Source organism: Kluyvera sp. 142486 (assembly GCF_046569695.1).
Lineage (GTDB): Bacteria > Pseudomonadota > Gammaproteobacteria > Enterobacterales > Enterobacteriaceae > Kluyvera.
In genome coordinates, this window is record NZ_JBKHUI010000005.1 from 191077 (window position 1) to 209708 (window position 18632).

The following is an 18632-nucleotide window of genomic DNA, read 5'->3' on the forward strand; positions in this document are numbered from 1 at the left end:
TTAGCTTTTTCCGGAGGTCCGGCGCTGGAGCTGGTCACGCAGGTTTGGCGGCGTGCCTTTAATGGTCAGCGTATCGGTGGCTGGGTCCCAGTAAATTCGCTCTCCGAGCAGCATGGCGTCGAAGTTAATGGTTAAGCCGCCGCCGCTACCGGCAAATTTGGTCAGCTGACGCAGGGTACTGCGATCCGCCGGGAAGCTATCTTCCAGCTCGTAGCCCTTCTCCGCGGTAAATTCGCTGAAGCTCACTTCGCTCACGCCAGAAAGCTCTTTTGACAGCGACTCCAGCTCAATCTCTTCACCGGCCTGCAGCTGTTCGTTGCAGTAGGAGTAGACCTGCTGACGCACGTTCTGACGCTCGTTTTTGTCGAGCTGCGCTTCGGCGGCAAAATCGTCCAGCGCCTGCAGCAGGCCGCGGTTTTGTACCTTCGCGTTCAGGCCTTCGCTCGCGCCGAGGAAGTCCATAAAGAAATCCGCGACTTTGCGCCCAACTCGCCCTTTCAGGAAGGTCAGATAACGGGTCGATTCCGGGTTGGTTTCCCACTCGGTTAAGTCAATACGTGCGACGATATCCGCATGGTTGATGTCGAGATAATGGGTCGCGCTGATGTCCAGCTCTTCATTGACGCGCATGCTGCTGAGATTATTCAGCACCGCTACCAGCAGGTACTCCACCGCCAGATAGCGGTAGTGGCAGAACAGCACTATCCCACCGTCAGCAAATGGATATTTCGCCAGCTCGTCGCGCAGACGACCGGTGGCCGCGCGGCTGAACGCGAGGAAATCTTCCTCACCCTGACGCTGCAGCTTTAACGCCTGCGCCAGTTCGCTCTCTTCGGTAAACAGGCCGTAGGCTTTATTCTTCGCGCTGTACACCCGATGCAGCTCGGCCATCATCTCTTCAACCGGCGCGGTCGGCTCCAGCAGCGTGTCGCGCAGCACCACGTCCAGGTTTTGCTCATCGCGTTTGATGAGCTGATGCAAAGCAATCTGGTCGATATCCAGACTCATGTTAAACTCTCCTTTAAGATCGGGTGTATTCAATCACCCCCGATGCGACAGTGCAACTCACACATTACCGCCCTCGCGGCAGCATAATGGCGAAAGGATAACGCGTTCCGCTGAAAAAAAGCGGAAAAAATGCTGCTGCTACGGTAATATACTGCCCTTTAATGAATAGACAGATTTCGATTTATGCCACAACAATCCCGCTATAGTGATGAACACGTTGAAAAACTGCTGAGCGAGCTCGCCAACGTGCTGGAAGAACATAAAGCCCCGACCGATCTTTCTCTGATGGTGCTGGGCAATATGGTCACCAACCTGATTAACAGCAGCGTAGCTCCGGCTCAACGCCAGGCTATTGCGCGTTCTTTTGCCCAGGCGCTTCAGTCTTCTATTAACAGCGATCCTGCGCACTAAGGGTACAAGCAACAGTTTATGGTGACTCATCGTCAGCCTTACCGAGAAAAAGTCTCCCAGATGGTTAGCTGGGGGCACTGGTTCGCCCTGTTCAACATGCTGTTGGCCATGGTGCTCGGTAGCCGCTATCTTTTTGTCGCCGACTGGCCGACGACGCTGGCTGGACGCATTTTCTCCTACATCAGCCTTGTCGGGCATTTCAGCTTTCTGGTGTTCTCCGCCTATCTGCTGATTCTGTTCCCCCTGACCTTTATCGTCATGTCTCAGCGCCTGATGCGCTTCCTGTCCGCCATTCTGGCGACGGCGGGCATGACGCTGCTGCTTATCGACAGCGAGGTCTTTACCCGCTTCCACCTGCACCTCAACCCAGTGGTGTGGGAGCTGGTTATCAACCCCGATCAAAACGAGACCGCCCGTGACTGGCAGCTGATGTTTATCAGCGTACCGGTGATTCTGCTGGTCGAGATGCTGTTTGCCACCTGGAGCTGGCAGAAGCTGCGCAGCCTGACGCGCCGCCGTCACTACGCTCGCCCGGTCGCGTGGTTCTTCTTTGCATCGTTTATCGCCTCGCACGTGATGTACATCTGGGCCGATGCTAACTTCTATCGTCCGGTCACCATGCAGCGCGCCAACCTGCCGCTGTCATATCCAATGACCGCGCGCCGCTTCCTTGAGAAGCACGGGCTGCTTGACGCGCAGGATTACCAGCGCCGTCTGGTGGAGCAAGGCGATCCGGAAGCCGTTACCGTGCAGTACCCGCTTAGCGATCTGCGCTATCGCGATATGGGTGTCGGTAAGAACGTGCTGCTTATCACCGTCGATGGCCTGAACTATTCGCGCTTTGAGCAGCAGATGCCGTCGCTGGCCCGTTTTGCGGACAGCAACGTCAACTTTACCCAGCATATGAGCGCGGGCAACAACGCCGATAACGGGATCTTTGGCCTGTTCTACGGTATTTCACCGTCCTATATGGACGGCGTCCTGTCGGCGCGTATTCCGGCAGCGCTGATTAGCGCGCTTAATCAACAGGGCTATCAGCTGGGTCTGTTCTCTTCTGACGGCTTCACCAGCCCGATTTATCGCCAGGCGCTGCTCTCTGATTTCTCACTGCCGCCGGGCAAATCGCAGAACGATGCCCAGACAGCAAGCCAGTGGACTCACTGGCTTAAAAACAACGCCCAGGACGAAAACCGCTGGTTCTCGTGGGTGTCGTTTAACGGAACTACCATCAACAACGCTCAGGCCAACGACCGTCAATATGCCCGTGCGGCAGCGGATGTGGATGCGCAAATTGCGAAGGTGCTGGACGCGCTGCGCGACTCCGGCAAGCTCGATGACACCGTGGTGATTATTACCGCCGGTCACGGCGTGCCGCTCAGCGACGAGAACAGCACCTTTAGCTGGTCACGCGCCCAGCTTCAGGTGCCGCTGGTCATCCACTGGCCGGGTACCCCTGCTCAGCGCATCGACCTATTGACCGATCATAAAGATATTATGACCACCCTGATGCAACGCCTGCTGCACGTCAGCACGCCGGCAAACGAATATTCGCAGGGTCAGGATCTGTTCAGCGCCACGCGCCGCCATAACTGGGTGACGTCGGCAGATAACGATACCCTGGCGATCACGACACCAGCGATTACCGTCGTGCTCAGCCATAACGGTCACTATAAGACCTGGAACGCGGCGGGCGAGAAGGAAGAGGATCAAAAAGCCCAGCTCAGCCTGCTGCTGCAGGTGCTGACGGATGAAAAACGCTTTATCGCTAACTGATTGATTAATTTTGAATCAATTGATAAACCCTGACTTGCAATCAGGGATAAAAGCGGTAGTATTTTCTGCATGCGTCGGCACGTAGCGCAGCCTGGTAGCGCACCGTCATGGGGTGTCGGGGGTCGGAGGTTCAAATCCTCTCGTGCCGACCAAAAAAACGTATATAAACCAGCCTGTTATGGCTGGTTTTTTATATCCTCACCGCGACTTCCCCAGCGCCCAGCGGCTGTCAAAATGCGCCTGATACTGGCGAATAACCTCCGGCTCATCGCGGACAACCAGCACATTCTCTGAGTTTTCCGTCTCTGCCGATTTAGCGAAGTTAAACGACCCGGTCTCCAGCGTGTCACCGTCCACGATCATCACCTTGTCATGCTGAATGTGGTAGTGGCCGTCAATGCGAACGTCGATGCCGTTTTCTACCGCCCTGGCAATGGCCTTCTGGCTGACCTCCCCTTGATTTCGTCGCTTATCAATCACCGCCCGCACCTTCACGCCGCGTTTTTGGGCGCGAATCAACGCGTCGACAGTATCTTTGGCCTGAAACGAGTAGGCCATCATGTCAATGGAGCGCTGTGCGCCATCGATAGTGCTCAGCACCAACTCACGGGCGGATCCTTCGGGTGAGAACCCAACCTGGATTGTGGCCTGTGCGGCAGGGATAACGCCGAGAAGCGCAGCTATAATAAGAAATCTGGTCATTTTCATCTTTACTCAGGATATCCGTACGTTATCAGGCGAATTAAGTAGTCTTAATCTCTATATTCATTCTAAAACACAATATTTAGAACTAGTCCTAATGCAAAATTCAGTAAAATACGATTACCATTGATGTCAGGAATGATATTCTCCTCTCGTTGCAAACTGATAAAAAGGATGAACAGTGAAAAACACACATAAACTTGCCGCTTCGTTACTGGCCATCGCCTGCGCTTCCAGCTCCGCCTGGGCCGCAGAACAGCCGCTGGAAAAGGTTGCGCCTTTCCCTAAAGCGGAGAAAGGTATGACGCGTCAGGTGATTCAGTTGCCGGAACAGAAAGATGAGTCGGCCTTCAAGGTAGAATTATTGATTGGTAAAACGCTGGAAGTCGACTGTAACCATCAGCGCCTGGGCGGCGAGCTGGAAAGCAAAACGCTGGAAGGCTGGGGCTACGACTACTATGTGGTGGAGAAAATCTCCGGGCCGGTGTCGACCATGATGGCCTGCCCGGACCAGAAGAAAACCAAAAAATTCGTCACCGCATCGCTGGGCGATGATGGCATGCTGCGCTACAACAGCAAGTTGCCGATCGTTATCTACGCGCCTGAAAACGTAGAAGTGAAATACCGTATCTGGCAAGCCCAGGAAACGGTACACAACGCCGTCGCACGTTAATAAAAAACCCGGGGTCGCTCGCGCTCGCCCGGGCTACCAAATAATAAATCCCGGTATGACCGGGATTTTCGCTTTCTTAGAGCGCGATATCCGCCATCTCTTTGACTTCTATCGGTTTGGACGATACCTGCACCGCAGGCGTTGGGTCCGCTTCACGGGCCGCTTCATGGCGCAGCCCCAGCACTTCGCTGGTATAGGCTAACGTTTTTTCAATCAGGTGCGGGTTTTCCGTCAGCGTGGAACCGTAGGTCGGTACCACGGCGCGAATTTTTTCCTGCCACTCGGCGGTCAGCATCTTGTCCTTAAAGACCTTTTCCATCAGCTCCAGCATAATAGGCGCGGCGGTCGATGCCCCTGGAGATGCCCCCAGCAGCGCGGCAACGGTGCCTTCATCATCGCTGACCACTTCGGTACCCAGACGCAGTACGCCACCGATACGCGCATCACGTTTGATAATCTGCACGCGCTGGCCGGCCTGCCACAAACGCCAGTCCTGCTTTTTCGCCATCGGATAGTAGGCGCGCAGAGCCGCATGGCGGTCTTTATCTTTCTGTAGCACCTGGCTTACCAGGTATTTCACCAGATCGAAGTTATCCAGCCCGACGTTCAGCATCGGCAGAATGTTGGATTTATTGGTCGAGGCCAGCAGATCCCACAGCGAACCATTTTTCAGGAAGCGCGTAGAGAAGGTGGCAAACGGCCCAAACAGCACCACGCGTTTACCGTCGATGATACGGGTGTCAATGTGCGGCACGGACATCGGCGGCGCGCCCACGGAAGCCTGACCGTAGACTTTCGCCAGATGATGGTTAACCACTTCCGGGTTTTCACACACCAGGAACTGACCGCCCACCGGGAAGCCCGCGTACTCTTTCGCCTGAGGAATTTTGGTTTGCTGAAGCAGCTTCAGCGCCGCACCACCCGCGCCGATGAAAATAAACTTCGCTTTGATGGTGCGTTTTTCATGGCTACCGTTGGCGTCAGAAACCGTCACATTCCAGCTGTTGTCTGGATTACGGCGGAAACGGCGCACTACGGTGTTGAGCTGCAGGGTGAAGCGCTCGCGCTTTTTGAGGCCCTGAATCAGCTGGCGGGTAATTTCGCCGTAGTTCACGTCGGTACCGGCTTCGGTGCGCGTCGCAGCAATCTTCTGTTGCGGATCGCGTCCTTCCATCACCAGCGGTGCCCACTCTTTAATCTGTTCGTGATCTTCGGAATAGCGCATGCCGTTGAACAGCGGGCTCTTTTGCAGCGCACGGTAGCGCGCGCGCAGGAAATTGACGTTGTCATCGCCCCACACAAAGCTCATGTGCGGCACGGTGTTAATAAAGCTTTTCGGCTGCGTCAGCACGCCGCGGGTCACCTGGTGTGCCCAGAATTGACGGGAAATCTGGAAGGCTTCGTTGATATCAATAGCTTTGTCGATGTTGACGGAGCCATCAGATTTCTGCGGGGTATAGTTGAGTTCCATCAGCGCCGAGTGCCCGGTGCCAGCGTTGTTCCAGCCGTTTGAGCTCTCTTCGGCCACGCTTTCCATCTGCTCAACCATGGTAATCGACCAGTCTGGCTCCAACTCCTGCAGCCATGTACCCAGCGTAGCGCTCATAATGCCGCCACCGATCAGCAATACATCTGTCTCGTGCACCACACGAGTCTTCGCCTTAGTCGCCACAGAAACCGTCTCGGTACCCGATTTCTGTGTATTGGGTACAGCTATCTTTTTTTTCATCGTAGGGGGCCTTACTTGACTTGCGATTTGTTACATGCAGGTAAAAACATCCGTACGGTTACGTTACCACCAGCTAAGATAAATTTAAATATTGTTTAAAATTTAAGTTGAGTTTTGAGATCTGTTATTAAAATGTTTAATAAATGTGTACAGAAAATGAGATTTGGTACTGGTAGAATGTGACGGGAAGCGGTATTATTGCCCCCTTTGTGATGGTACGCACGGAAGCTGGGGATTATAGAAAACCCGCCATCGATAACCTGTGAATACCTATGTCAAACGCATCTCCCTCTCCTCTTTCTGGCTCCCTATTCTCCGTTCTGACATCACCCACGATGTTAACGCGTGAGGTGCTGGCAGGCGTGATTACCGCACTGGCGCTAATCCCCGAAGTTATTTCGTTTTCCGTGATTGCAGGCGTTGACCCGAAGGTCAGCCTGATTGCATCCGTAGTGCTATGCCTGTCGATGTCGTTTCTCGGCGGCCGCCCGGCGATGGTCACCGCCGCGGCGGGTTCCGTGGCGCTGGTTATCGGCCCTATGGTACATCAGCACGGCGTTGCCTACATCCTGCCTGCAGTAGTGATGGCCGGTATCATTCAAATTCTGTTTGCCGCCTGCGGGATGGCAAAGCTGATGCGCTTTATTCCGCAGTCGGTAATGACCGGGTTTGTGAACGCGCTGGGCATTCTGATTTTCTTTGCTCAGGTTCCCCACTTCTGGAGTCGTAGCCCGCTGATTGTCGCGCTGTTTGCCGCCACGATACTCATCGTGTTGTGGCTCCCGCGCGTGATGAAAAGCGTTCCATCGCCGCTTATCGCCGTCGTCCTGCTCACCCTCTATACCGCTACCAGCGGGCAGATTTTACCGACCGTTGGTGATGAAGGGTCGATGAGCGGCGGGCTGCCGGGCTTCACCCAGTGGCTGGTGCCGATGAATCTTGAAACGTTGCAAATTATCTGGCCGTGCGCTCTGAGCATTGCTTTTGTTGGCCTGATGGAATCGCTGCTGACTGCGAAACTGGTCGATGACCTCACCGCCACCCCATCGAACAAAACGCGTGAGAGCGCGGGTCTCGGCATTGCGAATATTCTGGCTGGCTGCTACGGCGGCATCGCTGGCTGCGCCATGATCGGTCAGACCATCGTAAACGTGGAGATGGGCAAAGGCCGCACCCGGATATCAACCATCGCGGCAGCGCTGGTACTGCTGTTGCTGGTCACCGCCTTAAGCGAAGTGATGGCAAAAATCCCGATGTCGGTACTGGCGGGCATTATGGTGATTGTCGCTTTCAAAACCTTTAACTGGCACAGCCTGCAACCAGGCGCGCTGAAGCGCACGCCGTGGCCGGAAACGTTGGTGATGCTGGTTACCGTCGGCGCGACGGTCAGCACCGGGAATCTGGCAATTGGCGTGCTGGCGGGCATCATTATGATGGTCGTCGTACCTGCCCGCCTTAAGCACCGCGCAAAGCTTAAAGCAGAAACACGGTCGCCAGCCCCAGAAAAATAAAGAAGCCGCCGGTATCAGTGATCGCGGTGATCATCACGCTGGAGCCGACCGCCGGGTCGTGCCCCAGTTTGACCATGATCATCGGGATCAATACGCCCATCACCGAGGCCACCAGCAGGTTGAGGATCATCGCGAACGTCATCACGGCTCCCAAATGTGGATCGCCGTAAAGTAGCCAGGTGACGGTGCCCATAATACCGCCCCAGACAATGCCGTTAATCAACGCTACGCCCATTTCGCGCAGGATCAAAAACGAGAAGTTGCCCGGCTGAATATGCTGTAACGCCAGCGCACGCACAATCATCGTAATGGTCTGGTTACCGGTATTACCGCCAATCCCCGCCACAATCGGCATCAGCGAAGCGAGCGCCACCAGCTGCGAGATGGTATGTTCAAAACCGTCAATCACCCGCGAGGCGATAAAAGCAGTGCAGAGGTTGATGGCGAGCCACGCCCAGCGGGTTTTTACCGCTTTCATCACCGGCGCAAAGACATCTTCTTCGCTGCTCAAGCCACCCATGCGGCGCAGATCGCTGTCGGTCTCTTCATACACTACATCAACGATCTCATCGATGGTCAAACGCCCCATCAGCTTGCCTTCCGAGTCAATCACCGCGGCGCTAATCAGGTTGTCACGCTCGAAGGTACGGGCGACGCTTTCCGATCGCTCCTCCGGGTGAAACGCAACCGGATCGGCCTCCATCACTTCATGAACGTAGCGTTCCGCTGCATTCAGCAGGATCGTTTTAAGCTCCAGTTCGCCAATCAGGGTTTGGTCGCGCTTTACCACAAACAGTTTGTCGGTGTTCTCCGGCATTTTGCCCAGCCGACGCAAAAAGCGTTGCACCGAGGCCAGCGTGACGTCCGGGCGAATGGTGATCACCTCGAACTCCATGATCGAGCCCACCTGTTCGTGGGCATAGTTCATCACCTGGCGAACGCGCGCGCGTTCAGCGGGATCCATCGAGGCCAGCAGGCGTCCGGTCAGGTCACGCGGCAGGTGCTGCACCAGGTAGATCTGTTCGTCGATATCCAGCGTTTGCAGTGCATCGAGCAACGCCCGGTCGCTCATATCTTCAATGAGGTCGTCCCAGACGTTCTCCGATGCTTCCAGCAACACTTTCCCGCGCCGGTCATCTTCCACCATATTCCACAGCGCATGACGCTCTTCTGACGGCAGCGCTTCCAGGGTATCGGCGAGATCCGGCGGCGGCAGGTGCGCCACCAATGCGCCCACTTCCGCAAGGTCATCAACCAGCGTGCCCTCATCATACTGCTCGGCCAGCGTCAGCTTGCCCAGCAGCGCTGAAGTCACCGCTTTATCGGTGGTCAGCAACCAGATGAGCCGCTGACGCTCTTCATCGCGCAGGCGGGCACTGTTCTTCTTCAACAGAGACATGAATAATCCTTATTCCTGAAAGTGCGCCCAATCGGATGATTGAGCGCATTAAGCATAGCGCGGGGGAATATAAAAAAAATTAAACGAGCCGCTCAGGCGTTGAAAAAAACAGCAAAGCGGCTAAAAGATCAGGCGGTACGCGCAACGGCATCGCGGGAAGCGCGCTCACGCTCCTCGCCCACCAGTTCACTTAGCTGACCGTTACGCATCTCCAGCAGGCGATCTGCATGGATAAAGTAGTGGTCATCGTGGCTGATGGCGAAAATCGTTTTGCCCATCTGCTGCATCAGCGGCAGCAGAACCTGATAAAACTCGCGGCGGAAGTGCGGGTCCTGATCGGCCGCCCACTCATCAAGCATAATAATGTCGCGTTCTTCCGCCAGCGCCAGCAGCAGCGCCACGCGCTTTTTCTGCCCCTTTGACAGCTTCAGGTCGAGGATTCGTCCATCCTCAAGCTTCACCTTGTGGCTCATTTGCAGCTGCGCCAGCCACTTCTCTACCAGCTCCGGCTTCGCCTGCTTGCCTTCCGGCCCCAGCAGATGTTCAAACAGCCAGACGTCGGTAAACACCGCGGAGAACAGCTTGCGGTAGTCTTCCGGTTTATCTGCCGCCAGCGGCTGGCCGTCGAGCAGGATCTGCCCGGAGATCGGTTGGTACAGCCCAGTTAGCAGCATCGCCAGCGTCGATTTGCCGCTGCCGTTACCGCCAATCAGGAAGACCATCTCACCACGCTTAAGCGTCAGGTTCAGCGGGCCGACCGCAAAAGTGTTGTCTTCATAGTGGAAGGTCACATCGCGTAGTTCCAGCGTCTGCCAGTTCGGGTGCGCCGTTGGCTGCGGGAACGGCTCGCGGAACGGCGCCAGCGAGAATTTATTCAACTTGTTAAACGCCACCTGCGCACTCAGCAGCGTTGGCAATGCCCCTACCGCCGACAGCAGCGGCGTACGCAGGAACAATAGTGTCAGTGAATAGGTTGCCGCCACATTGGTGTCGGCCCAGCCCAGGCCATTTGCCATCCAGAACACCAGGCCAATCGCGCCCAGCATCATGATATTCGACCAGTTCACGGCGCTCAGGTGGAAGGTATCGGCGCGGATAATATGGTGGCGATAAGCCTTTGCGTCCGGGGTGAACTGCTGTTCAAACACGTATTGCGCACGCTCGCGGTTCAGGGTGAGTTCTTTGCGCCCTTCCAGCACCGTCTGGTAGTCGTTATAAAGGCTATCTTCGGTTTCACGCAGCGTCGCCATATGCTTGTAGACGCGCGCCACCAGCATAAAGCCGCCCCAGATGGTCAGCGCCATCCACAGAGCGGTAATCAGCAGCATTTTGGTCGACAGCATCGCCAGATAGGCGGCGGAGCCCACGGTCAGGATAATCCCCTGCACCAGTTCGGGCAGACGCACAAAGGCAATGGTGATGGCACGAATATCGCTGGTCAGGCCCGCCAGCAACGAGGCGCTGCCGAGCTTCTCCACGCGTTCCACCTGGGTGTCGAGAATACGTTTGATAAATTCGCGGCGCAGGCGATAAACAAAATGATGCCCCAGCGTCGTCAGCGCCAGCTGGGAGCCCAGCGTCACGGCCATCAACAGCAGCAGTAGCCCGAGAAACTCCGGCAGCACCGTAAGGTTGGTGTCGACCATTTCAATCAGACGTACGTTGATAAAGGCGATAAGACCGATACCGAGCGCGGCGCTCAGCAGGCTCAGGGCGATAACGCCAATAAAGGGCCAGCGGTACTGACGCCAGACGAGTAAAAGAAGTTCCATAACAGCAACCAGAGCAAGAAAAACAGCCAGCAGTGTAAACTGCTGAGCAACGACATCAAGAATAATTCTTATTTTTATTCGTCATTGTGCGGCGCGGCGAAACGTCAGGTTATAGCGCCAGGCGCCCACCTGCGGATGACTGCCTGCCTTAAGGGGCAAAATGGCGTGGTAGAACAGCCGGGACTCGCCGCCCCACACCACCACGTCGCCATGCTCCAGCCAGACGCGCTGCAGCGGGTCGCTGCGTTTTAGCCCGCCAAACTGGAAGGTAGCGGGTAATCCCAGCGAAACGGAAACAATCGGGGCATCCAGCCGCGCTTCATCTTTATCCTGATGCAGCGATAGCTTTGCCCCCGGCTGATAGCGATTGATAAGACAGGCATCGGGACTGAATTTGGGATATCCGGCCTGGCTCGCCGCCGCCTGTGCCAGGCGGAGAAAAACGTCCGGGATCGCGGGCCAGGGATTTCCGGTTAGCGGATCGATGGCGGCGTAGCAGTAGCCGCATCTGTCCGTGCTCCAGCCAAGCGGCCCGCAGTTGGTCATCGCCACCGACATCGTGTACCCGCCCGGCGTCACCATATGGCGAAACGGCGAGACGGTAGCGACCTGCTCAATTGCGGCCAGCAACGCATCGCTGCTTTCCCGCGCCAGACGACGCAGGACCACGGCTCCAGGGGCGAGCGGCTCTGACCATGGCGCTTCATCAGCAAACAGATCCAGCATCACCGCTCCTGCTCTTTTTCACGCGCCAGCAGCGCCGCTTTACGCGTCACACCCCAGCGATAACCGGATAAACTGCCGTCACCGCGTACCACACGGTGGCACGGTATCAGAATCGCCAGCCGGTTTGCGGCGCAAGCCCCGGCGACCGCCCTCACCGCTTTCGGGTTGCCGATGCCGTCGGCTATCTGCTGATAGCTGCGGGTTTCACCGGCAGGGATCGCGCGCAGCGCCTGCCAGACTTGCTGCTGGAAAGCCGTACCGCGAATATCCAGCGGCAGCGTTAACGGCGTGGAACGCTGATTCAAGCTGGCGATAACGGCCTGGATCTGCACCTGGGACGATTCATCCGCCGCCGCAAAATGGGCGGACGGGAAGCTCTGCTGCAGCTCCGCCTGCAACGTGGCTTCATCGTCACCTAACAGCACCGCGCAAATGCCCCGGTCGCTCAGCGCCACCAGACAGCGGCCCAGTTCACAACGACCAGTCGCATAATGAATCTCAGTGGCTTTACCGCCCTGACGAAAAGCGCGTGCCGTCATCCCCAGCACGTCGTCGGCCTGGCGATAATAGCTGCTGCTTGAGGGAAATCCTGCCGCCAGCACCGCCTGGGTGACCGGTTCGCCGCCGCTGAGTGAATCGCGTAGCCGACGCGCGCGCCACGCCTGCTGCCAGGCTTTCGGCGTCACGCCGGTAACGGATTTAAACAGGCGGTGGAAATGGTAAGGGCTGACGGCAACCGCTTCGGCCAGCGTCTCGAGCGTGACGGGGCTATCCTGCTCGAGCAGGCGACAAGCCTCGGCAACTTTGTCGATTTTCTGCTGTTCGGGAGAGAGGCTATCAGGCTGACAGCGTTTGCAGGGGCGAAACCCGGCATCCAGCGCAGCCTGCGCATTGGGGTAGAAATGGACGTTCTGGCGCAGTGCATGACGGGCGCGGCAGGACGGGCGACAAAAAATACCGGTGGTCTGTACGGCAAAAACAAACTGACCATCGGCATGAGCGTCGCGATTCATCACCGCCTGCCAGCGGTCATCATCGGTATGTAGAATATGAGATGTCATAACGGGCTCCTCCTTTTAGTGTAACCATCACTGTGACCAAAAGGAGGAATTAAAAAACCCGCAATCTTGCTTTTTAATTTTTCCCGCTGACCAGAAACGCACGGAACTGCGGCGACATCCAGGTGGTGAAGCCGTCACCCTCTTTCATGATCATATAGACCGCCAGCCCCTGCTCACGCACCACCTGCTGGGCTTTTTCCGTGCCGAGCACCATCAGACCGGTATCCCAGCCGTCGGCTTCCAGCGCGGTGGGCGCAATCACGGTGACCGAGACCAGATTATGGGTAATCGGCCGCCCGGTTTGGGGATCGATAACGTGCGAGATCCGCTTTCCGTCCAGTTCATAGTAGTTACGGTAGCTGCCGGAAGTGCTGATCCCGTGGCCGTTAATATCAACGATCGCCTGCACCGCATTTTCCCGGTCGGTCGGTTTTTGAATCGCCACGCGCCACGGCTGGCCATCGGCATTCATCCCACGGCTAACTAGTGCGCCGCCCACCGAGACCAGATAGCGGGAGATCCCCTCTTCGGTCATTAGACGCGCCAGATGATCGGCAGCATATCCTTCGCCAACGGTCGAGAGGTCAACATACAGATCGGGGATCGCCTTTTGCAGATACTGCTGGCCCGCACGGTTAATCACCGTCAGATTTCGCAGGCCGGTACGCGCTTTCGCGGCAACTATCTGCGCCTGAGTCGGCGTTTTCACCGGTTGTTTATCCGGGCCAAAACCCCAGAGATTGACCAGCGGCCCGACGGTGATATCCATCGCCCCCTGGGTTTTCTGCCCAATGCGCAATGATTCGGTAACGATATCCGCCATCCCTTCGCTCACGGGCCATGGGGTGGTGCTTTGCGACTGGTTAAAGCGCATCAGAGCCGAGTCATTTTTCCAGGTCGACAGTAGCTGATCGTCGCCGTCGAGCAGCGTCTGCACCTTGCGACGCAGATCCTCCACCCTGTTTTGCTCGAGGCCAACCACGCTTACACGCCAGAACGTGCCCATGGTTTTACCATCAAGTACGGTCACCTGCGCCTTTGGGGTCTCCGGCGCGCTGGTGTTGTCACAGCCAGTCAATAAAATAACGACGCCAAGCAGCATCGTACGTAAAAAAGTCATTTCCATCGGTTATTACCCTCCTGCAATCGGCGCAAGAGTACACTAATTAGCTGAAATCAGACATTAAAAAAGGGGCCCAAAGGCCCCTTTTGTCTCGGTCGAAACCGAATTAGAACTGGTAAACCATACCCAGCGCTACGATGTTGTCGGTAGAGATACCGGCACGACGAGTGAACTCGTTGTCATCCAGCAGGTTGATTTTGTAATCAACGTAGGTGGACATGTTTTTGTTGAAGTAGTAGGTCGCACCCACATCAACGTATTTCAGGAGATCCTGGTCGCCGAAGTTACCGGCAGTACCGTCGATGTTCTTACCTTTAGACTGCAGGTAAGCCACGGATGGACGCAGACCGAAGTCGAACTGGTACTGTGCAACCACTTCGAAGTTCTGTGCTTTTTCAGCGAAGCCGCTGATAGCGTCAGCATCTTTGCTACCGCTGAAACGGCTAGCGTTGTAGGTCTGGGTGTACTGAGCGGCCAGGTAGATGTTGTTAGCATCATATTTCACACCACCGGAGTAGGTGGTCGCGTTGTCGCCGTGACCGTATACCAGGTTATTCTGGTCGGTAGTACGTTTGGAGCTGGAAATCGCAGTACCTACGCTGAAGCCTTCGCCCAGATCGTAAGTCAGGGAGCCGCCGAAGCCGTCACCGTTCTGTTTCAGAGCGCCACGACCGTTGTTGGTAGAACCTTCACCGGACACGCTGCCGTTTTTACCCTGATACTGCAGAGCAAAGTTCAGGCCATCAACCAGACCGAAGAAGTCGGTGTTACGGTAGGTCGCAACACCGTTAGCACGCTGCTGCAGGAAGTTGTCAGAGCCGTAGGTGTCGCCGCCGAATTCTGGCAGAACGTCGGTCCAGGAGGTCACATCGTAAACTACGCCGTAGTTACGACCGTAGTCGAAAGAACCTACGTCAGCAACGCGGATACCGGCGAAACCTACACGGGTCCATGCCTGGTCAGAAGCGCTTTCGGTGTTGTTTGCCTGGATGTTGTATTCCCACTGGCCGTAACCGGTCAGTTGGTCGTTGATCTGAGTTTCACCTTTGAAGCCCAGACGAACGTAAGACTGGTCGCCGTCGCTACCGTTGTCATCGGAGAAATAGTGCAGGCCGTCGACTTTACCGTACAGATCTAATTTGTTGCCATCTTTGTTATAAATTTCAGCCGCATTTGCTGCGCCTGCTACCAGCAGTGCTGGTACCAGGAGGGACAGTACTTTAACTTTCATGTTATTAACCCTCTGTTGTTATATATATGCCTTTATATATGCCACTGCTTACTGATTAACCCTCATTAATCAGTCGGCAGACCCATTGTGCTGTAAAAATTAGAATAATCCAATAAGAATATGATACGAAAATCGCTCAAATGTTTCATTTATCCCTATAGATGTTTCAAGATGTAAATACAAGGGAACTTTTATAAGCACAAAAAGACAGGGAAAATAGCACTAATAATCAAATAACAAGCAAATAAATTCATTAAATCAATGAGTTAAAAAACAACCCAGGTATAGCACTGAATGGTAAAACAAAACCTTCACCTACAACTAAAATAGTCCTCGCTATCATCATTAACTTTATTTATTACCGTCATTCAATTCTGAATGTCAGTTTACCCCTATTTCGACCGGATGCTTCGCATCCGGTTTTTTTTACCTTTCTTTACGTAAACTGAATCAAAGTGTGCTACCGCACGTAAATTGTAACGACTATTAACTAATCAAATCTCATACCATTTTTTATGGTCGCCAGAGATTAGATTAATAATGTCTTGTTATTTAGTGCTATTTTTCAGCCATTATTCGTAAATAACTGTACAATAAATGTTACATTGTACAATTAATCCGCAACAAACTATTTCTGCTCACCGCCAATATCCAACGGCCTCATCCGCATTTCATTGCCGCCAGCTCCGTGCAGTGTAATTTGCCCTGTAGATGCATCTTGCCGGTTTTTTTGTATATACTGCCAGCAGTGCAAAAACAGGATCTTCACGCCTCAATGCCGATTCAGGCTTGAGCTTCTCCTCATTCAGATGCCGTTATGATGGGTTACACACGCCAATGAGTCAGTCCGACAAGATGAGCCCGACGAAATTCTCTCTGCTTCCGGGGAGCATCACGCGTTTCTTCCTTCTTATGATCATCGTGTTGCTGGTGACGATGGGCGTGATGATTCAAAGCGCCGTCAACGCCTGGCTCAAAGATAAGAGCTATCAGATTGTCGATATGACGCACGCTGTCCATAAGCGTATCGATACCTGGCGCTACACCACCTGGCAGATCTACGACAACATCGCCGCCGCGAATACCAATGCGCCGCCTGCCGATGGCCTGCAGGAAACTCGCTTAAAGCAGGATGTTTATTACCTTGAGAAGCCACGCCGTAAAACCGAAGCGCTGATCTTCGGTTCGCACGACAGCGCCACGCTCGATATCACCCAACGCATGTCGACCTATCTCGATACCCTGTGGGGCGCGGAAAATGTTCCCTGGTCGATGTACTATCTCAACGGCCAGGATAACAGCCTGATTCTTATCTCTACCCTGCCGTTAAAAGATCTCTCCTCCGGCTTTAAAGAGTCGACCGTGGGCAGCATCGTTGATTCACGCCGGGCTGAAATGCTGCAGCAGGCCAACACCCTGGATGAGCGCGAAACCTTCTCGTCGCTGCGCCGTCTTGCCTGGCAGAACGGCCGCTACTTTACCCTGCGCACCACCTTTAACCAGCCGGGACATCTGGCAACCGTCGTCGCCTTTGATTTACCGATTAACGATCTGGTGCCGCCAACCATGTCACTGGACAGTTTCCGTCTGGAGCCCGACCCGGTGCAGAACGCCCAGCGCGCTCAGGAAAAAGATCCGAGCGACAGCGTCTCCATCAACTTTAATAGCTCGCGCATTGAGATAACCTCGGCGCTGAACGGTACCGGCATGCGTCTGGTGTGGCAGGTGCCGTTTGGCACGTTGCTGCTCGACACCTTCCAGAACATCATGCTGCCGCTGCTGCTGAACATTGGGCTGCTGGCACTGGCGCTGTTCGGCTACTCGACGTTCCGTAATCTGCCCACTCGCGGCAGCAGCAGCAACGTTCCTTCGACGGGGACCAATAATGAGCTGCGCGTACTGCGCGCCATCAATGAAGAGATTGTCTCATTGCTACCGCTAGGCCTGCTGGTGCACGATCAGGAGTCGAACCGAACCATAATCAGCAACAAAATTGCCGACCATCTGCTACCGCACCTCAACCTGCAAAACATCACCAGCATGGCGGATCAGCATCAGGGAGTGATTCAGGCCACCATTAATAATGAGCTGTATGAAATTCGTCAGTTCCGCAGCCAGGTTTCACCACGCACCCAGATTTTCATTATTCGCGATCAGGACCGGGAAATTCTGGTGAATAAGAAGCTCAAGCAGGCCCAGCGTCTGTATGAGAAAAACCAGCAGGGCCGCGCGGCGTTTATGCAGAACATTAGCGACACGCTGAAGCAGCCGATCAAAGCGCTCGCCGCCGAAGCCAGCACCATTGAGACTCCAGACGGACAGAAGCTCGCGAACCATGCCGACCTGCTGGTACGGCTGGTCGATGAAATTCAGCTCGCCAATATGCTGGAAAACGACAGCTGGAAAGGATCGTCCACGCAGTTCTCCCTGCAGGAACTGATCGACGAAGTGGTGCCTGAAGTGCTGCCGTCGATTAAGCGCAAAGGGCTGCAGCTACTGATCAATAACCCGCTTCCGGCAAAAGAGCAGCGTCACGGCGACCGCGACGCGCTGCGCCGCATCTTGCTGCTGCTGATCCAATACGCGGTGACCACCACGCAGATTGGCAAAATTACCCTTGAGGTGAATGCCGATGAGTCGGTGGAAGAACGTTTAACCTTCCGTATACTTGATACCGGCAACGGCGTGTCGCACGGTGAAGTCGATAATCTGCACTTCCCGTATCTGAACGACACCCAGTCAGACCGCTACGGTAAAGCCAACGCCCTCACCTTCTGGCTGTGCGATCAGCTTGCCCGTAAACTTGGCGGTCACCTAAATATTAAGGCGCGAGAGTCGCTGGGCACGCGCTATACGTTGCATGTCAAAATGCCGGTGCGCGAAGAGGACCTGGAGCCAGAAGAGCAGCTGCTGGATGATGTGGTAGCGATGGTGGATATCACTTCAAATGAGATCCGCAATATTGTCACCCGCCAGCTTGAAAGCTGGGGCGCGACCTGCATCAACCCTGATGAACGTGCAACAAGTCAAGAATTTGACCTTTTTTTAACAGATAATCCGTCTAATCTTACTGCTTCGGGCTTGCTTTTAAGCGATGATGAGGCTGGGATACGCAAAATTGGCCCAAGTCAGCTGCGTGTGAACTTTAACATGAGCAACGCCATGCAGGATGCCGTACTCCAGCTTATTGAAGAGCAACTGGCGCAAGAAGAAGTGACGGAATCGCCGCTGGGCGGGGATGAAAGTGCCGAGCTTCAGGCCAGTGGCTATTATGCTCTGTTTGTGGATACGGTACCGGAAGATGTTAGCAGGCTGTATACTGAGTCCGCGGCGAAGGATTTTGCCGCACTGGCACAGACAGCTCACCGCCTTAAGGGTGTGTTTGCCATGCTAAATCTGGTACCCGGCAAGCAGTTATGTGAATCGCTTGAGCATCTGATTCGTGAAAAAGATGCGTCAGGCATAGAAAAATACATCAGCGACATTGACGCCTACGTCAAGAGCTTGCTGTAG

14 protein-coding genes and 1 tRNA gene are annotated in these 18632 nt (G+C 54.9%); 6 read left to right on the forward strand and 9 right to left on the reverse strand.

The annotated features are described in order from the left end of the window. Positions 1-1008 carry a nucleoid-associated protein YejK gene (gene yejK / locus ACLGE8_RS08145; RefSeq protein ID WP_123652096.1) on the reverse strand — a complete coding sequence of 336 codons (1008 nt, stop codon included), beginning with the start codon at positions 1006-1008 and terminating at the stop codon, positions 1-3. A gap of 183 nt (positions 1009-1191) precedes the next feature. Between yejK and ACLGE8_RS08150 the strand changes: the two genes are divergently transcribed. The 3 genes from ACLGE8_RS08150 to ACLGE8_RS08160 all read left to right on the forward strand — a co-directional run bounded on the left by ACLGE8_RS08150 (position 1192) and on the right by ACLGE8_RS08160 (position 3344). Beyond that, a complete protein-coding gene (locus ACLGE8_RS08150; protein ID WP_035892650.1) occupies positions 1192-1419 on the forward strand; it encodes a YejL family protein in 228 nt (75 codons plus the stop codon). Positions 1420-1437: 18 nt separating this feature from the next. Then, positions 1438-3192 (forward strand): LPS biosynthesis-modulating metalloenzyme YejM, encoded by a 1755-nt coding sequence (gene yejM / locus ACLGE8_RS08155; RefSeq protein WP_410997774.1) that lies wholly within the window; start codon positions 1438-1440, stop codon positions 3190-3192. A 75-nt stretch (positions 3193-3267) separates the two neighbouring features. Further along, a tRNA-Pro gene (locus tag ACLGE8_RS08160) sits at positions 3268-3344 on the forward strand. A gap of 46 nt (positions 3345-3390) precedes the next feature. Here ACLGE8_RS08160 and ACLGE8_RS08165 read toward each other — a convergent pair. Then, entirely contained in the window at positions 3391-3900 is a 510-nt protein-coding gene (locus ACLGE8_RS08165) for a phospholipase D family protein (RefSeq protein WP_410997776.1), read from the reverse strand. Positions 3901-4075: 175 nt separating this feature from the next. Between ACLGE8_RS08165 and eco the strand changes: the two genes are divergently transcribed. Next, the gene (gene eco / locus ACLGE8_RS08170; protein WP_410997778.1) at positions 4076-4567 is read left to right on the forward strand and encodes a serine protease inhibitor ecotin; all 492 of its coding nucleotides are present in this window, start codon (positions 4076-4078) and stop codon (positions 4565-4567) included. Positions 4568-4643: 76 nt separating this feature from the next. Here eco and mqo read toward each other — a convergent pair whose 3' ends face one another. Further along, positions 4644-6296, reverse strand: coding sequence for a malate dehydrogenase (quinone) (mqo, locus tag ACLGE8_RS08175; protein ID WP_410997780.1), 1653 nt, complete (start codon positions 6294-6296; stop codon positions 4644-4646). A 272-nt stretch (positions 6297-6568) separates the two neighbouring features. Here mqo and ACLGE8_RS08180 point away from each other — a divergent pair, with 272 nt between their 5' ends. After that, complete coding sequence (locus ACLGE8_RS08180; protein WP_410997782.1) at positions 6569-7807, forward strand: SulP family inorganic anion transporter; 1239 nt, start codon at positions 6569-6571, stop codon at positions 7805-7807. On the opposite strand, the gene mgtE is transcribed toward ACLGE8_RS08180, so the two are convergent. The 6 genes from mgtE to ACLGE8_RS08210 form a co-directional block, all read right to left on the reverse strand. After that, positions 7770-9206, reverse strand: coding sequence for a magnesium transporter (gene mgtE / locus ACLGE8_RS08185; RefSeq protein WP_410997784.1), 1437 nt, complete (start codon positions 9204-9206; stop codon positions 7770-7772). The two genes, ACLGE8_RS08180 and mgtE, sit on opposite strands and share 38 nt — an antisense overlap. Before the next feature lie 128 nt (positions 9207-9334). Next, on the reverse strand, positions 9335-10978 hold the full coding sequence (locus ACLGE8_RS08190) for a multidrug ABC transporter permease/ATP-binding protein (RefSeq protein WP_410997786.1): 1644 nt from the start codon (positions 10976-10978) through the stop codon (positions 9335-9337). Positions 10979-11059: 81 nt separating this feature from the next. Continuing rightward, positions 11060-11704, reverse strand: a complete 645-nt coding sequence (gene alkB, locus ACLGE8_RS08195) for a DNA oxidative demethylase AlkB (RefSeq protein WP_410997788.1) — start codon at positions 11702-11704, stop codon at positions 11060-11062. Beyond that, entirely contained in the window at positions 11704-12765 is a 1062-nt protein-coding gene (gene ada, locus ACLGE8_RS08200) for a bifunctional DNA-binding transcriptional regulator/O6-methylguanine-DNA methyltransferase Ada (protein ID WP_410997790.1), read from the reverse strand. The genes alkB and ada overlap by 1 nt, the downstream gene beginning before the upstream one ends. Positions 12766-12838: 73 nt before the next feature. Continuing rightward, positions 12839-13891 carry an FAD:protein FMN transferase ApbE gene (apbE, locus tag ACLGE8_RS08205; RefSeq protein ID WP_410997792.1) on the reverse strand — a complete coding sequence of 351 codons (1053 nt, stop codon included), beginning with the start codon at positions 13889-13891 and terminating at the stop codon, positions 12839-12841. Positions 13892-13994: 103 nt separating this feature from the next. Next, on the reverse strand, positions 13995-15119 hold the full coding sequence (locus ACLGE8_RS08210) for a porin OmpC (RefSeq protein ID WP_410997794.1): 1125 nt from the start codon (positions 15117-15119) through the stop codon (positions 13995-13997). Between the two features lie 837 nt (positions 15120-15956). Here ACLGE8_RS08210 and rcsD point away from each other — a divergent pair. Then, positions 15957-18632, forward strand: a complete 2676-nt coding sequence (gene rcsD, locus ACLGE8_RS08215; protein ID WP_410997796.1) for a phosphotransferase RcsD — start codon at positions 15957-15959, stop codon at positions 18630-18632.

Excerpts from the sequence above, each read along its gene's own strand:
- yejK (WP_123652096.1), bottom strand. The coding sequence starts at position 1,008 with ATGAGTCTGGATATCGACCAGATTGCTTTGCATCAGCTCATCAAACGC.
- ACLGE8_RS08150 (WP_035892650.1), top strand. The coding sequence starts at position 1,192 with ATGCCACAACAATCCCGCTATAGTGATGAACACGTTGAAAAACTGCTG.
- yejM (WP_410997774.1), top strand. The coding sequence starts at position 1,438 with ATGGTGACTCATCGTCAGCCTTACCGAGAAAAAGTCTCCCAGATGGTT.
- ACLGE8_RS08165 (WP_410997776.1), bottom strand. The coding sequence starts at position 3,900 with ATGAAAATGACCAGATTTCTTATTATAGCTGCGCTTCTCGGCGTTATC.
- mqo (WP_410997780.1), bottom strand. The coding sequence starts at position 6,296 with ATGAAAAAAAAGATAGCTGTACCCAATACACAGAAATCGGGTACCGAG.
- ACLGE8_RS08180 (WP_410997782.1), top strand. The coding sequence starts at position 6,569 with ATGTCAAACGCATCTCCCTCTCCTCTTTCTGGCTCCCTATTCTCCGTT.
- mgtE (WP_410997784.1), bottom strand. The coding sequence starts at position 9,206 with ATGTCTCTGTTGAAGAAGAACAGTGCCCGCCTGCGCGATGAAGAGCGT.
- ACLGE8_RS08190 (WP_410997786.1), bottom strand. The coding sequence starts at position 10,978 with ATGGAACTTCTTTTACTCGTCTGGCGTCAGTACCGCTGGCCCTTTATT.
- alkB (WP_410997788.1), bottom strand. The coding sequence starts at position 11,704 with ATGCTGGATCTGTTTGCTGATGAAGCGCCATGGTCAGAGCCGCTCGCC.
- ada (WP_410997790.1), bottom strand. The coding sequence starts at position 12,765 with ATGACATCTCATATTCTACATACCGATGATGACCGCTGGCAGGCGGTG.
- apbE (WP_410997792.1), bottom strand. The coding sequence starts at position 13,891 with ATGGAAATGACTTTTTTACGTACGATGCTGCTTGGCGTCGTTATTTTA.
- ACLGE8_RS08210 (WP_410997794.1), bottom strand. The coding sequence starts at position 15,119 with ATGAAAGTTAAAGTACTGTCCCTCCTGGTACCAGCACTGCTGGTAGCA.
- rcsD (WP_410997796.1), top strand. The coding sequence starts at position 15,957 with ATGAGTCAGTCCGACAAGATGAGCCCGACGAAATTCTCTCTGCTTCCG.